The following is a 13,693-nucleotide window of genomic DNA, read 5'->3' on the forward strand; positions in this document are numbered from 1 at the left end:
AAAGCGGCACGGGAGCCTGGACGGCGGCTATGTGGACAAAGGCGGCCGGACGCAGGGAGCGTCCGGCCGCCGTCGTAAAGTCCTGGGCTGCTTAGCTGGCGGCAGCTGCTGCCGGCGTCGACGCGGCGGGGGTGGCAGCGGGCGTCGCTGCGGGTGCGGGGGAGACGGAGCTGCCCTTGGAATCGCGGGAATCCGTGCGGTAGAAACCCGAGCCCTTGAAGACGACACCGACGCTGTTGAACTTCTTGCGCAACGTGCCCTCGCATTCCGGGCAGGACGTCAGGCTGCTGTCCGAGAACGACTGGACAATGTCGAAGGCGTGGCCGCAATCCTTGCAGGCGTAAGCATATGTTGGCACTAGTGCTCCTCCTCTTGGCAAACGAGAGGTCCCGTGCTGCCGCCGGGTAAACCGTTAGCAGTCGCAGGGCCTGAGTGCTAATTCTATCACTGTGCCCGAATGGACGGGCTCAGGCGCTGCCCGCCAGTGGCCGGTATCCGGACGGGGCCAGGACGGCCGGGACCGGTCGGTCGAACTTCTCGGCCGGTATCCGGCCGGCGGGCAGCAATTCGTCATCGTAGATAACAGCGGCCAGGGGAATTTCCTTCCCTGCCGTAGCCAGGTGCCCCAGGAATTTGTCGTAGTAGCCTCCGCCCTGCCCGATCCTGTTGCCGGCGAGGTCCACTGCGGTGGCCGGAATAAAGAGCACCGCTGCGCCACCGGCCGTTTCCGGCCCGTGACGGTGCCCCGTGGGCTCCAGGATTGGTGCATATTTGCTGCGCTCGAAGCTGGTCTCCGGCGTCCAGAACACCCAGCTCAATTCCCGGCCTTCCTCGCACACCGGAAGCAGTACCTGATGGCCGCTGCGATGCAGGGCGTTGATCAGGGGCAGGGTGGGCGGTTCGTGTCCCACGCCAAGGTACACGCAGGCTATCGAGGCGTGCTTCCCTGTGACCGTCCCCGCCCATGCTTCCCCATGGACGGCCAGGGCCGCGCCGGCAGCTTCGAGCTGCGCCGGCGTCAGAGCTGCCCGCCGCCGGCGGTGGGCGGCCCTGATTCCGTCCTTGACTGCGTTGGTCTCCTGCAGCATGGTGTCCTTCCTGCAATGCCCCGTATTGGGAGGTTCTTCCCGCACCGGCACGGGCTTGCCGCTCCGGTGGTTACTGAAATGCTTGACGCTGACGTTAGATTAGACCGGTGAACACCAGTAACCCCAGAGTCCGCAAAGCCGTCATTCCCGCCGCGGGCCTGGGCACCAGGTTCCTGCCAGCCACCAAGGCGATGCCCAAGGAAATGCTCCCCGTCGTGGACAAGCCTGCCATCCAGTACGTGGTGGAGGAAGCCGTCCACGTGGGCCTCCACGACATCCTGATGATTACCGGCCGCAACAAGCGGGCCCTGGAAGACCACTTCGACCGCGTGCCGTCCCTTGAGTCAACGCTCGAGGACAAAGGGGACACGGAGAAGCTGGCGTCCATCCAGGCGGCCAGCCAGTTGGGTGACATCCACTACGTCCGGCAGGGCGACCCCCACGGCCTGGGCCATGCGGTGCTCCGCGCAAAACAGCACGTGGGTGACGAAGCCTTCGCTGTCCTGCTGGGAGATGACCTGATTGACGCCCGCGACGAACTGCTCAGCACGATGATTGACGTCCAGGCCAAAACCGGCGGGTCCGTCGTCGCCCTGATTGAAGTGGAGCCGTCGGAGATCAGCGCCTACGGCTGTGCGGACATCCAGGACATCGACGGCGAAGACTACGTCCGCGTCAACCGGCTGGTGGAAAAGCCGTCACCCGAGGAAGCGCCCTCCAACCTGGCCCTGATCGGGCGTTATGTCCTGCACCCCGCCGTCTTCGGAGTCCTTGAACACACCGAACCGGGCCGGGGCGGGGAAATCCAGTTGACGGATGCCCTCCAGGAACTTGCCTCCGGTGATGGTGAAGGGCACGGGGTGTACGGGGTCGTGTTCCGGGGCCGGCGCTACGACACCGGCGACAAACTCAGCTACCTCAAGGCCTGCATCCAGCTCGCCATCGACAGCGACGACCTGGGCCCGGGCCTGCGGGAATGGCTGCCAGGTTTCACCTCGGACCTTTCCCGCTAGCGCCATGCGCAGTGGTCCCATCTGGCCGGTCACCCTGGAGTGCGGCGACTTGGTCCTGCGGCCCATCCGGTACCGCGACAAGAATGAATGGATGGAGGTGCGCTCTCGTAACAGTGAGTGGCTGCAGCCGTGGGAGGCCTCCAATCCGGATCCGGGCGGTGGGCTGCCCGATTACCGGCACATGGTCCGGTCGCTCAAAGTGCAGGCCGCGCAGGCCACAGCTTTGCCCTTCCTTATTACCGAGTGGAGGCCGGGCCTCAGCAGCCCCGCCATCGTGGGCCAGTTGACCGTGTCGTCAATCGTGTGGGGTTCGGCCATGATGGCAACCCTTGGCTACTGGGTTGACCAGGCACGGGCTGGACGGGGGATCGCCCCCACCTCCGTGGCGTTGGTGACGGACCACTGCTTCAGGACCCTCGGCCTGCACCGGATGGAAATCAATATCCGGCCCGAGAACGGACCCAGCCTGCGGGTGGTGGAAAAGCTGGGATTCCGGGACGAGGGGTACCGGCCCCGTTTCCTGCACATCAACGGCAAATGGGCCGACCACCGTTCCTTCGCCCTCACCGCGGAAGAAGTCCCGGAGGGCCTGCTGGGCCCCTGGCTGGCCTCGCGCCGGTCATAAATCCAACGGTTTGCCAGAGGGGGCACGACACACCGGGGCTAATGCGGCCTGAGCAGGCATGATGCTCATACGGTTTTGAGTGTGGACTTCCCCCTTAGCAGCTCAGTGATCCTCGTGGTTGCCGTCGCGCTCTGGATTGTATGGGTTGCCCCTTACGTCCTCCGGAACCGCCGGCACCAGTTCCAGCCTGCCGTCGACTTCCTGGCAGACGCCCCCGCCGATGAGGGGCCGGATCCGCACGCCGGCCTGGTCTTGAACGTCGCCGCCCAGCAGGAGAAAGCCATGGAACCCAGGAAGAGTCCGTCACCCGGTGCCGGCGCTGCCAGCACCCCCCCTCCGGCCCGGCTCCGCATCCGCTACGGCCGGACCGCGCTGGCCCTGGTGGGGCTGCTCTCCCTTGTCACTGCATTCATTTCCGGGATCCTGGCTGCCTTTGGCATCGGTTCGCCTGCCCTTCCGATCCTGTGCACGGTGCTGACTGTCGGGTCGGTGGCGCTGCTGCGTATGCTCGCCGTGCGCGACCGCAAGGCAAAGGTCAATGCTGCGTTCCGCTCGGCCATGAGTGCGCCTGCACGCCGCCCGGAGACGGCCGACGCGATTCCCCCAAAACCTGAGGCCGCCCCCGCGCGGCCGGACAGCCCGCTTTTCGATGCCGAGGCAGGCCAGTCCGGGATCAAGCGGCTCACGGCAGTTGAGCTTCGTGAAGCAGCCCTCGCCGTCGCGGTGGCTGCCGGCGATACCAGTGCTGCAGAGGCGGCCCCGGCCACTCCGGCGGGAACCCCTTGGGAGCCGGTGGAAGTCCCCAAGCCCATTTACGTGGACGCAGCCAAGGCAAAGCGCCCGGAGCCGCAGCCTCTTGAACTTCCTGAGGCGCCCAAGGCAGTTGGCAAGCCGTCCCTGAAGCAGGGCGCTGCCGGGGTGCAGGCAGCGGAGTCCGCGGAAGCACAGCAGGTGGCCGATCAGCAGTTGACCAAGGCGCAGAGCGCGCTGAGCAACCTCGACGACGTTCTTCAGCGCCGGCGCGCGTAAAGTTTGGGCGGGGCGCCTTGGGGTCCCGCGGGCGGCCGGAGCGTCAATTGGCGTTGGGCCGGGAAAATTTGTAGCCTAGGGACACCGGTTCCGCACCATCCTGGAACGCCTTGCAGGTTGCGGCCGATTCCGGGGCTATAGCTCAGTTGGTAGAGCGCTTCGTTCGCATCGAAGAGGTCAGGAGTTCGAATCTCCTTAGCTCCACCATTTGCAGGCGTGTTGCCAGAGCCAGAACACCTGGTTTGCCTTCCTTTTCAAACGCAGGTGCCCACCGCCGGGGCGATTCCTGTCCGCGGGCGGACTCCGCGGATCCTTCCCTCGCTCGTCCCTTCCCGTGGCCCTGATGCAACGAGCCGCTTCCGCAGACCGGGCAAAGGGCGCCTGGGGCCCCTGGTTGTGCACCACGGTTCCTGGGCCTGGCTTGTAGGGAGCAGAGGGCGGGACATCGTCAGGGGGCCCTGGATGTGGCCTTGGCTGGCGGCAAGGGCGCCAACCTGGGCGAACTGTTGCGCGGAGGCTTTCCGGTGCCGCCGCATACGCTGGGAGGGCGCCTCACGGAAGCCGGTGTCCTGGCCGGGCCCACGGATGTCACTCACCTGCGCTTCGAGGAACTTTGCGGCAATGCCCGACGGCGGGGCGTTGCCGCCGGCGGAGAAGGAGCGGCACCGCCGGCGTGTGCTGGCCCGCGCCGCCAAACGCAGTGAGCTGGAAGGTAGGTCCGCAACCCGCACCCTCGTGAACGGGCAAACAGTGGTGGTGGACGGAACCGCGGGACGCGTTACCGTTCCCATAGGCAAAACGCCCCCGGATGCAGGCCCGATCGGATGGGTGGGGGCCTAGAGTGGGCCTCATGGGAATCATCATCGGACTTCTTGTCCTCTGGCTCATCCTGTCCATCGTCGGCTTCGTCGTGAAGGGCCTTCTCTGGCTCGCCATCATCGGCCTGGTCCTCTTCGTCGCCACCGGCGTCTGGGGCTGGCTGAAGCGCAGAACCAACGCCTGACCGTCACCGCCTGCCCGGACCGGCTGTCACCGGCCCGGGTGGGCGGTGGGCGTTAGCGGTCGAAGGACCCTGTCTTTTTCCACCTGCCGGCGTGATCCTTGCTCCATGAGCCTCACGAAGAAGGAAGGGCACCCCCCACAGCTGGCTCCGCCGGTCGTGCGCAACTTTGCCATCAACCGTGCCCTGCACCCCGACCGCCCGTGGATCCGGGCCACCCGGATCAGCGTCGGTCTTGTCGTGCTGGCCGCAATCGTGCAAAAGACCTTCGACGCCACCCTGCCCGGCAACGACGTGGATGTCCCGCAGCTGTATTCGGAATTCACTGTGCAGGGAAATCTTGTCTTCGGGCTTGTCCTGATCATTTCAGGGGTGCTGCGACGACGCCGGCCGCCGCTGTGGTGGGACCAGATGTTCGGCGCGCTGGTCCTGTACATGGTCATGACGGGCATCATCTACATCGTGCTCGTGGCTCCGCCGGAAGAGCCGTGGTGGACATGGGATTTGTATTGGCCGCAGGTTGCCCACCACCGCCTGGCCCCGCTGGTGGCGGCGCTTGACTGGATTCTCGTCACCCGGACGGTCCGAGGTCCCTGGTGGCGGCCCCTTGCCTGGCTGGGCTACCCGGTGGCCTTCCTTGCGTTTTCGTGGATCCGGGGCGGCCTTGAGATGGTACGTGTACGACTTCCTTGACCCAACCCTCGATGGCGGATGGGTGAGGGTGCTGGGTTCCACCGGCCAGGTTCTGGTGGCATTCCTGGTTGTTTCCCTCATGGTGCACGCGGTGGGCAATATGCGGGTGGCGCTGGCCACCGGACGGCTGCCCGCGACGGTGATCCCGCCCCGCTAGATCCAGCCCTTCCTCTTGAAGATGCCGTACATGAGGCCGCCGGCAGCCACCATGAGGAGCAGCGCCAGGGGGTAGCCGAAGGACCAATGGAGTTCGGGCATGTTGTCAAAGTTCATGCCGTAGATCCCGGCCACGAATGAGGGCGCAAACAGGATGGCCGCCCAGGACGAGATTTTCTTGACCTGTTCGTTCTGCTCGGCGCTGGCCTCGTTCTGCCGGTTGGCTGTCAGTGTCCCGTCCAGGGTCAGGGCGTTCTGCAGCAAGTCCCGGAAGGAGTCCGCCCGGGAAATCACCCGCTCAACGTGGTCTTCCACGTCACGCAGGTTATGCCGCAGCTCGCTTTCCACTTCGTACTTCTCGAAGCCGCGCTTCAACTGGTCCAGCATCTCGGGCAGGGGGTGGATGGCGCGCTGGAACTGGATGACCTCCCGGGCCAGTTCGTAAATGCGGCGGGACACGGAGGAATCGCCGCTGAACAGCTGGTCCTCGATCTCGTCAATGTCGTTTTCCAGCCCCGCCACCACCGGGGCGTAGTCATCCACCACCCGGTCCAGCAGGGCATACAGCACCGCTTCGGGCCCGTGCCGCAGGAGATCAGGCCGCCCCTCCAGCCGCTGCCGCACCCTGGCAACGCCTGCCGTTTCCGCATGCCGCACCGTCACCACAAAGTTCTTCCCGGTGAACACGTGGAGTTCGCCGAATTCCACGGTTTCGTCCTCGTCCACGTACCGGGCGGGCCGCAGGACGGTGAAAAGGTTGTCGTCGTAACGCTCCAGCTTGGGCCGCTGGTGGGCCGAAACAGCATCCTCCACTGCGAGGGCATGGAGTCCGAACTCGCTGGCCACGGCCGCCATTTCCTCCGCCGTGGGCCGGTAGAGGCCGATCCATGCCATGCCGCCATGCAGGGACAGGGTCTCAAAGGTCTGCTCAAGACTGTCGGGCTCTGCATGGCGGACGCCGTTGACGTAGACGGCGTTATCGATGATGGTCATTCAGGAAATCCTAGCCGCCGGGGCTGCGGCACTGCTCAGGCCGCTGATGAGGGGCTCGGTCCGGTAGGGGATATGGGTGTGCAGGGCCAGCACGGTCTCTGTCCGGATGACACCCTTGATCCGCAGGACCTGCCGCAGGGACGACTGGAGGTTGTGGGTGTCCGTGGCCACCACCCGGCACCAGACATCGCCGCGGCCGGAGATCTCGTGGACTTCCAGGACCTGCGGGATGAGCCGCAGTGCTGCCACGACGCCGTCCAGCTCCCGGTGGGAGACCTCAATGGTCACAAAGGCCACCACGTCATAGCCCACCGCCTCCAGGTCAACCTCGCGCCCGCCCGGGCGCAGCACCCCGCTGCGCAGCAGGCGGCGAACCCGTGACTGGGCCGTGTTGCGGGCGATGCCCAGGGACTCGCCCAGCTCACCGATCTGGATGCGGGGATCCCGGATGAGGGCCAGCAGGATCTTCAGGTCCGTGGGGTCCAGTTTGTTCAAGATCGTCACTCTCCATCATTCGTGGATCCATAAGTTGATGATTTTGCTCAATTATCCCTGCAAGGTCGAAAGATATGGCGCAGCGGTACCGCATTCTTGAACCATCACAGTTGTATCCGCGCCGGGCTCCCACAAGGACCACCCGCCGCGGCGACCCCTAAGGCGGCACAATGACGGTCTTCAGCGAACTGCGCATGCGCCCGGCCACGGCCAGCGGATGGAATGCCACCACTACGGCGCGGCTGGTGATTTCCGGCGCGGTCATCTTCATGCTCCTGGTGGGCGCCAACCTTGCCACCCCGCTGTACCCCCTGCTGCAGGCCAACCTCGGGCTGTCCAGCCTCGACGTAACGGCGGCTTTCGCCAGCTACGTCCTGGCCCTGGTGGGGACGCTGCTGCTCGCCGGGCACTGGTCGGACCATATCGGCCGCCGGGCCGCCCTCCTGGTCGCTGTCCTGACCGGACTGGCGGGCGGCTGGATCTTCGCCGAAGCGGGCACGCTGGCTGCCCTGTGCGCCGGACGGGCGCTGCAGGGAATGGCGGTTGCGCTCGCCACGGGGGCCAGCGCGGCAGCCCTTCGCGAGCTGCTCCCGTCCCGGCCGGAGTGGGCATCGCGCTTTACGCTGCTGGCCTCCTCGGGGGGCGTAGCGGCGGGTCCCGTCATCGGCGGACTGCTGTCGCTGCTTCCCGGTGCCACCACGGCTCCGTACGTCGTCCATTCGCTGTTGCTGGCCGCGCTCCTTGTCCCGCTGTACCTGATCCGCGCACGCCCGGCCATCATGGTGCCGGCAGTGTCCCGCCCGCTGCACGTCCTTGCCCCGCGCCGTCCCTCCGTTTCACGGCAGGCGAGGGGCGCTTTCTGGCTGGCGTCCGGCGTCGGCTTCCTGAGCTTTGCCGTGTTTGGCTTCTCCCTGTCACTGGCCCCGGGCTACTTCGCGCAGGTCCTGGGCACGGACTCCCGGCCACTGATCGGCGTGCTGGCCGGCCTGCCGCTGGGGGCGTCAGCCCTGAGCCAGCTGGTGACCCTGCGCGGGCGCCTGGCCGTGCCTGCGGGGCTGGCCGTCCTGGGCGTCTCCGTCATCCTGCTGGGAGCCGCCGGCGCATGGCACAGCCCACTGCTGCTCGTTGGGGCTGCCGTTACCGCCGGCCTGGGGCAGGGCATGGCCTTCCGGATGGTTTTCAACGAGGTGGCGGGCAAGGTGGAGCCGGCACGCCACGCGCAGATCATCAGCACCGTGTACGTCATCACCTACCTGGGCAGCGCCGTGCCGGTCCTCGGCCTGGGCTGGGCCAGCGCCGTGTTCGGAATGGCGGCAGCGGTGCAGGGATTCGTCCTGCTGTGCGGCTCGGCGGCACTCGCCCTGTCAGCCGTCACCCTCACCGCTTCCATCAAAGCAACGAAACAGGGGTCCGTCAGAGCCGGGTGGATCTACAGCGGCGCTAGTCCGGAAGCGGGCCGTGGTTGCCTTGGATGTGTTCAAAGACCAGCGTGGTTTCGGTGTGGCCCACCACGGGATCGGTAGCCAAATTGTCCAGGACCCAGTCCCGCAGGTCTTCGGTGCTTCCGACGGCGATGTGCAGCAGGTAGTCCACCGAACCTGAGGTGTGGAAGGTCGACAGCACGGCGGGCAGGTGCGGCACGCGCGCAGTGAAACGGTCGATCTGGTCCCGGTCGTGGGCGCGGAGCCGTACGGCCACCAGGGCCTGCACCGACCGGCCGATGGCCGACAGGCTCAGCTTCGCCTCGTAGCCCTGCACAATCCCGCGCTCCGAGAGGGCGCGGGTGCGCATCAAGGCGGTCGACGGCGCAATACCCACCATTTCGGCGAGCTGCTTGTTGGAAATCCTGGCGTCTGCCACGAGGGCCGCAAGGAGGCGCTCGTCAATGGCATCCAGCGGCTCCAGGTGCGCCCCAGGCCTGGTGTTCCTGGCATTCGTACTCACGGCGGTTCCTTCCACACGGTCCTTAGTTCATCCTAGACCGCAGAATCTCCGCCATCGGCTCCACAGGCACGCGTCCTGCCGAACATCCGCTCTATCCTCGAAGCTGCTGGAGCGTGTTAATTCGAGTGCGGCGCCGAGTCAGGCAGCGGCCGTTTCCGCGCGGGAATGGACGACGGCGACAGTTGCGGCAGTGAGGCACGCCAGGGCGATCACGGCTCCAGCCAGTGCGTTCCAGCCCCAGGCCTGGAAGACCAGGCCACCTGCCCAGCCCAGGAGGCTGGAGCCCAGGTAGTAGGCCAGGTTGTAAAGGGACGCTGCCTGCGCGCGGCCGGTGCTGGCGATGGCGCCCGTCCAGCCGGAGCCGATGCTGTGGGCTGCGAAGAAGCCGCCCGTGAACACCACCAGCCCGCACAGGATCAGCACCAGGGACGGGGTGAGGGTCAGGGCGAGACCGCCAACAGCCAGGCCAAGTCCGCCCAGCAGCACGTTTCGGCGCCCGTATTTCGAGGTCATCCCCGCTGCCCAGCGGGAGGAGAAGGTGCCGGACAGATAGGCCAGGAAGATCAGGCTGATCACGGTGGCCGGCAGCCCGAACGGGGCGCCCGACAACCGGAACCCCAGATAGTTGTAGACGGCCACGAACCCGCCCATCATCAGGAAGGCCTGGGCATACAGGGCCAGCAGCCGGATGTTCCTAAGGTGGCCCCCGAGCGTCCGGACGGCGCTCCGGAGTCCGGCGGCCCGGGCAGGAACAAAACCCCTGGCCCGGGGCACCAGGACAAGGAAGGCGGCGGCGGCAATCGTCGCCAGCACGGAAACTGCCAGGGCTGCCGACCGCCACCCCCAGAGTTCGCCGACAGGGCCGGCCACGAGCCGCCCTGAAAGTCCCCCCAGGGTGGTCCCGGCAACATAGCTTCCGGCGGCAAGCGCGGCGTGCGCTTTGCTGACCTCCTCGTTGAGGTAGGCAATGGCGATGGCGGGGATTCCGCCCAGCGCCATCCCCTCCAACAGCCGGAGGACCAGCAGCATGCCGAAGCTGGCGGACAGGGGCACCAGCAGTCCCAGCACCGTGGCCGCCGTGATGCCCCACATCATCGCCTTCACCCGGCCGATCCGGTCCGCCAGGAAGGACCAGGGGATCACGGTTGCGGCCAAACCCACGGTGGCCAGGGAAATGGTGAGGGCAGCCTCGGCGGCAGTGACGCGCAGATCGGCCGCCAGGAGGGGCAGGACCGCCTGGGTGGAGTAAAGCTGCGCGAACGTTGCAACCCCTGCGCATGACAGACCGGCCAGGATCCGCCCGTAGGCCCTGGACCCCTTGGGATGGCCGTTCCACGGAGGGGAAGCCGCCGTGCCGGAGCTCGCTTTCTGTGGCATCAAGCAAGCGTAGTCCCCGAGCAATGAATGCTTCCAATGCATATTTCATGCCAAACTGATAGCAATATCGGATTGCTTCCCGGTTCCGGGAAAGCTCGGGAGCCGGCAAGGGAGCAGCCATGGAACCGGACCGGAAACAGTTGGCCCAACTGCTGCCCCTCATGCCGGTACTCGCCGAGCTGGGACGGACCGAACACGTCACGGAGACGGCCGAACTCCTCGGATTACCCCAATCGACGGTGAGCAGGGCAGTGGCAAGGGCCAGCGCCGCCGTCGGCACCGAACTCCTGGTCCGGGACGGCCGCGGTGTCCGCCTGACGCCCGCAACCCGCACCCTGCTGCCCTACATCGAGCAGGCGCTCGCGGAGGTCCAGGCCGGCCTGGACCTTGTCCGGAACGAGTCCGAACTGGTCAGGGGCACCGTGTCCCTGTCTTTCCAGCACACCTTCGGCGAGGCCACCCTGCCCCTGCTGATCAGCGCCTTCCGTGCCCGGCATCCCGGGACCGGGTTCCGGCTCAGCCAGGGCGCCCGGAGCGCATGCCTTGAAGAGCTGTCATCCGGGGAAGCGGACCTGGCCCTCACCGCTCCCGTGGCGCCGGCGGGCAAAACCCTCGATTCGGCCCCGCTGTACCGGGAACCGCTCCGGCTGGTGGTGCATCACGCCCATCCCCTGGCCAGGCAGCGGATGGCCCGGCTGGCCGATATCCGGACGGAACCGTTCGTGGCGCTGGGAACCGGATACGGGCTGCGTTCGCTGACGGACGCCCTGTTCCGCGAGGCGGGATACCGGCCGCGGATCGCCTTCGAGAGCCAGGATTCACACACGGTCCGCGGACTGGTCTCGGCAGGCCTGGGCGTCAGCATCCTGCCGCCCGGCGGCGACGCCCCCGGCAGGACGCTGCGCCCGGAAACCGGAGACCTCGGCTGGGTGGAGGTGCCGCTGGACTCGGAGCTGGCCTTCCGGGAAGTCGGAGTGAGCTGGCGGCGCCGGAAACCCGAAACCGAACCCGTTCCCGCCAGGCTCTTCCGCGAGCTGGTGGTGGCCCAGGGGCCACACTTGTTGGCCGGGCTGGTCACCAGGGCGGGCCGCTGACCCGGGGAACCGGATGACGACGGCGGGTGGCGGCCGCGCCTCCGCGGAAGGCAGGCGCGGCGCCCCAAAGCCAGGCCACGCAAGTACCCTTGTGACGTGACGAACACCCAGAACCCCTCCACCAGTCCCGACCAGCACGCCACGGACTCGCCAGGCAACCCACTGCACGGCGTCACGATCGGCCTGGACATCGGCGGCACCAAGACACACGGCATCCGCTTTGAAGACGGAGTGCCCGTCGGGGACGATGCGGCGGGGAGCTCCAACGTCCAGAACGTCAGCCGCGACCAGGCAGCACGGAACCTGGCGGAGCTTTTCGCCAGGATCGGTGGCGGCCGCGTGGACCGGGTGTACGCAGGGTCCGGCGGAATCGATACCGACGAGGACGCCGCCGCCCTGGCGGCCCTGATCCAGCCACTCGTCCCGGAAGCCCGCATCACCGTTGTCCACGACTCCCGCCTGCTGCTGGCCGCGGGCCGTGCCAGTACGGGAGTTGCGGTCATTGCAGGTACCGGCTCGGCTGCCTGGGGACGCAACGCCGACGGCGGCGAGGCCCGGGCGGGCGGATGGGGCTACCTGCTGGGGGATGAGGGCAGCGGTTACTGGCTGGGCAGGGAAGCGGTCCGGCACAGCCTGCGCAGGATGAACCAGGGCCTGCCGATTGACCAGCTCACGGCATCCCTCCTGGCATCCTGCGGCCTGGACCACCCCAACAAGCTGATTGCGCTGTTCCATTCCCCGGACACGGGACGGCGCTTTTGGGCCCAGCAGGCCAGGCATGTCGTGGAAGCGGCCGCTGCCGGGCACCAGGACAGTGCAGCCCTGCTGGAGCAGGCCGGCCGCGACCTTGCCGCCTTGGCCGGGCAGGTGCTGGGCCAGCTGAAAGTTGAAGGTCCGGTGATCCTGGGCGGCGGCCTGGGCATGAACGTGGCACCGCTGCAGGAGTCATTCCGCCGGAACCTCGAAGCAGGCGGCATCACTGACGTGAGGGTCCTGGACCAGGAACCGGTGTTCGGCGTCCTGCAACTCCTGGCCGAACCGGCCTGACGGCCGACAGGAACCAAACCGCGCTTGCCCGTCAGCGGGCCAGGCGGCGCGCTTAGTCGACGGCGCGCTTACGGGGCGTCAACCGCACGCCGGGCAGCGGGGGAGCGGGAATGCGGCCGGCCTCCGCCCCGGCCTCCGGACCGTGGCCTGGCACCAGTCCATACCTGGCCGCAGCCGTTTCGGCATCCGGCAGCCCGGCCTGCGCTTCCCAGTCCTCCCGGGCCTGCTCCACTTCGTCGTGGGTGCGGCCCACAAAGTTCCACCACATCAGCAGTTCTTCACCGAACGGCTCACCGCCAATCAGCAGGAACCGCGTGCTGGGGCGGGCCTCCATCCGGAGCTCGCTTCGGCCGGTGCCCAAGTAGCCCAGCGGCCCCGCCGGCAGGTCCTGCCCGTCCACCGCCAGGCCGCCGTCGAGCACCAGGATGCCGTGCTCAAAGGCGGGGTCCAGTGGCAGTACCGCGTCCCCTTCGCAGGAAACGTCCGCGCCAACGATCGGCGAAAACATCGTCGCGGGGGACACGACGCCCGCAAACCCACCCACCATGACGGTGGCGGTGAAGCCGTGGCCGGCGACGCGCGGCAGTTCCCGGTGCTGTTCGAACGCCGGCTCCCGGTTTCTCTCCCCGACGGGAAGGGCCACCCAGAGCTGCAGGCCCCGCTGCAGCGGCAACTCCCCGCCGTCGGGAAGCACGGCGAATTCAGAGTGCGAGACCCCGTGCCCCGCCGTCATGATATTCAGCTCCCCGGGGCGCACTACCACGTCGCTGCCAACGCTGTCCCGGTGTCGGATGTGCCCAGCCAGCGGCCACGTCACCGTCTGCAGCCCGATATGGGGATGGGGGAGGACAGACATGGGGGTACGGTCCGGCCCGAAGCTGTCCAGGAAGCACCACGCGCCGATGGTGGGCAGTCCGCGCTGGGGCAGGGTGCGCTTGACGTTCATGGCGCGCACCCCGCCCAGGGGCACCTCACGTTCGGGCCACAGCTGCAGGCACGGGCCCGACGTGCCTCCGGCAGGTGCGGGCGGACAAACTTCCTGCTGGGGTGAAACTTCCAAGTTGGTCACGCCTCCACTTTAGGCCCGCCCGGCTTCGGCTACCCATCCACGCCAAGCGGGGTACCGAATGATTACAGTA

General features: G+C 67.3%; 16 protein-coding genes and 1 tRNA gene. 10 read left to right on the plus strand and 7 right to left on the minus strand.

What is annotated here, in order from left to right; genetic code table 11:
• Positions 1-91: 91 nt before the first annotated feature.
• Positions 92-358, minus strand: a complete 267-nt coding sequence (locus AC3ANU_RS08740; RefSeq protein ID WP_488315847.1) for an FmdB family zinc ribbon protein — start codon at positions 356-358, stop codon at positions 92-94.
• Positions 359-467: 109 nt separating this feature from the next.
• The gene (locus tag AC3ANU_RS08745) at positions 468-1,088 is read right to left on the minus strand and encodes a 5-formyltetrahydrofolate cyclo-ligase (protein ID WP_488315848.1); all 621 of its coding nucleotides are present in this window, start codon (positions 1,086-1,088) and stop codon (positions 468-470) included.
• A 107-nt stretch (positions 1,089-1,195) separates the two neighbouring features.
• Between AC3ANU_RS08745 and galU the strand changes: the two genes are divergently transcribed.
• The 7 genes from galU to AC3ANU_RS08780 all read left to right on the plus strand — a co-directional run bounded on the left by galU (position 1,196) and on the right by AC3ANU_RS08780 (position 5,605).
• Positions 1,196-2,101 (plus strand): UTP--glucose-1-phosphate uridylyltransferase GalU, encoded by a 906-nt coding sequence (gene galU, locus AC3ANU_RS08750; RefSeq protein ID WP_018769231.1) that lies wholly within the window; start codon positions 1,196-1,198, stop codon positions 2,099-2,101.
• A gap of 4 nt (positions 2,102-2,105) precedes the next feature.
• Positions 2,106-2,726, plus strand: a complete 621-nt coding sequence (locus AC3ANU_RS08755; RefSeq protein WP_018769232.1) for a GNAT family N-acetyltransferase — start codon at positions 2,106-2,108, stop codon at positions 2,724-2,726.
• Positions 2,727-2,831: 105 nt separating this feature from the next.
• Positions 2,832-3,755 (plus strand): hypothetical protein, encoded by a 924-nt coding sequence (locus AC3ANU_RS08760; protein ID WP_488315959.1) that lies wholly within the window; start codon positions 2,832-2,834, stop codon positions 3,753-3,755.
• A gap of 131 nt (positions 3,756-3,886) precedes the next feature.
• Positions 3,887-3,962, plus strand: a tRNA-Ala gene (locus tag AC3ANU_RS08765).
• 643 nt (positions 3,963-4,605) lie between these two features.
• Positions 4,606-4,758, plus strand: coding sequence for a hypothetical protein (locus tag AC3ANU_RS08770; protein WP_018769235.1), 153 nt, complete (start codon positions 4,606-4,608; stop codon positions 4,756-4,758).
• A gap of 105 nt (positions 4,759-4,863) precedes the next feature.
• The gene (locus tag AC3ANU_RS08775) at positions 4,864-5,448 is read left to right on the plus strand and encodes a Pr6Pr family membrane protein (protein WP_488315849.1); all 585 of its coding nucleotides are present in this window, start codon (positions 4,864-4,866) and stop codon (positions 5,446-5,448) included.
• A complete protein-coding gene (locus tag AC3ANU_RS08780) occupies positions 5,432-5,605 on the plus strand; it encodes a hypothetical protein (RefSeq protein ID WP_488315850.1) in 174 nt (57 codons plus the stop codon). Before AC3ANU_RS08775 ends, AC3ANU_RS08780 begins: the two co-directional genes overlap by 17 nt.
• Here AC3ANU_RS08780 and corA read toward each other — a convergent pair.
• Together corA and AC3ANU_RS08790 are read right to left on the minus strand one after the other, a co-directional pair.
• Positions 5,602-6,597: a magnesium/cobalt transporter CorA gene (gene corA, locus AC3ANU_RS08785; protein ID WP_018769237.1), complete on the minus strand. Its 996-nt coding sequence runs from the start codon at positions 6,595-6,597 to the stop codon at positions 5,602-5,604. The genes AC3ANU_RS08780 and corA overlap by 4 nt on opposite strands.
• The gene (locus AC3ANU_RS08790) at positions 6,598-7,092 is read right to left on the minus strand and encodes an Lrp/AsnC family transcriptional regulator (protein WP_026265759.1); all 495 of its coding nucleotides are present in this window, start codon (positions 7,090-7,092) and stop codon (positions 6,598-6,600) included. It abuts the gene before it with no gap.
• A gap of 170 nt (positions 7,093-7,262) precedes the next feature.
• Between AC3ANU_RS08790 and AC3ANU_RS08795 the strand changes: the two genes are divergently transcribed.
• Positions 7,263-8,615, plus strand: a complete 1,353-nt coding sequence (locus tag AC3ANU_RS08795; RefSeq protein ID WP_478223144.1) for an MFS transporter — start codon at positions 7,263-7,265, stop codon at positions 8,613-8,615.
• Here the strand turns inward: AC3ANU_RS08795 and AC3ANU_RS08800 are convergent.
• Together AC3ANU_RS08800 and AC3ANU_RS08805 are read right to left on the minus strand one after the other, a co-directional pair.
• A complete protein-coding gene (locus AC3ANU_RS08800; RefSeq protein WP_026265760.1) occupies positions 8,533-9,036 on the minus strand; it encodes an Lrp/AsnC family transcriptional regulator in 504 nt (167 codons plus the stop codon). The two genes, AC3ANU_RS08795 and AC3ANU_RS08800, sit on opposite strands and share 83 nt — an antisense overlap.
• Before the next feature lie 138 nt (positions 9,037-9,174).
• Entirely contained in the window at positions 9,175-10,413 is a 1,239-nt protein-coding gene (locus AC3ANU_RS08805) for an MFS transporter (protein WP_488315851.1), read from the minus strand.
• A 119-nt stretch (positions 10,414-10,532) separates the two neighbouring features.
• Between AC3ANU_RS08805 and AC3ANU_RS08810 the strand changes: the two genes are divergently transcribed.
• Positions 10,533-11,507 (plus strand): LysR family transcriptional regulator, encoded by a 975-nt coding sequence (locus AC3ANU_RS08810; protein ID WP_488315852.1) that lies wholly within the window; start codon positions 10,533-10,535, stop codon positions 11,505-11,507.
• Between the two features lie 96 nt (positions 11,508-11,603).
• Positions 11,604-12,554 (plus strand): N-acetylglucosamine kinase, encoded by a 951-nt coding sequence (locus AC3ANU_RS08815; RefSeq protein ID WP_488315853.1) that lies wholly within the window; start codon positions 11,604-11,606, stop codon positions 12,552-12,554.
• Between the two features lie 52 nt (positions 12,555-12,606).
• On the opposite strand, the gene AC3ANU_RS08820 is transcribed toward AC3ANU_RS08815, so the two are convergent.
• Positions 12,607-13,623, minus strand: coding sequence for a pirin family protein (locus tag AC3ANU_RS08820; protein WP_488315854.1), 1,017 nt, complete (start codon positions 13,621-13,623; stop codon positions 12,607-12,609).
• Positions 13,624-13,693 lie beyond the last annotated feature (70 nt).

Source organism: Arthrobacter sp. SDR-2R (assembly GCF_057747955.1).

Bases quoted from the DNA above. Each gene is read 5' to 3' on its own strand.
- AC3ANU_RS08810 (WP_488315852.1), top strand. From the start codon at position 10,533: ATGGAACCGGACCGGAAACAGTTGGCCCAACTGCTGCCCCTCATGCCG.
- AC3ANU_RS08795 (WP_478223144.1), top strand. From the start codon at position 7,263: ATGACGGTCTTCAGCGAACTGCGCATGCGCCCGGCCACGGCCAGCGGA.
- AC3ANU_RS08755 (WP_018769232.1), top strand. From the start codon at position 2,106: ATGCGCAGTGGTCCCATCTGGCCGGTCACCCTGGAGTGCGGCGACTTG.
- AC3ANU_RS08805 (WP_488315851.1), bottom strand. From the start codon at position 10,413: ATGCCACAGAAAGCGAGCTCCGGCACGGCGGCTTCCCCTCCGTGGAAC.
- AC3ANU_RS08770 (WP_018769235.1), top strand. From the start codon at position 4,606: ATGGGAATCATCATCGGACTTCTTGTCCTCTGGCTCATCCTGTCCATC.
- AC3ANU_RS08775 (WP_488315849.1), top strand. From the start codon at position 4,864: ATGAGCCTCACGAAGAAGGAAGGGCACCCCCCACAGCTGGCTCCGCCG.
- corA (WP_018769237.1), bottom strand. From the start codon at position 6,597: ATGACCATCATCGATAACGCCGTCTACGTCAACGGCGTCCGCCATGCA.
- AC3ANU_RS08745 (WP_488315848.1), bottom strand. From the start codon at position 1,088: ATGCTGCAGGAGACCAACGCAGTCAAGGACGGAATCAGGGCCGCCCAC.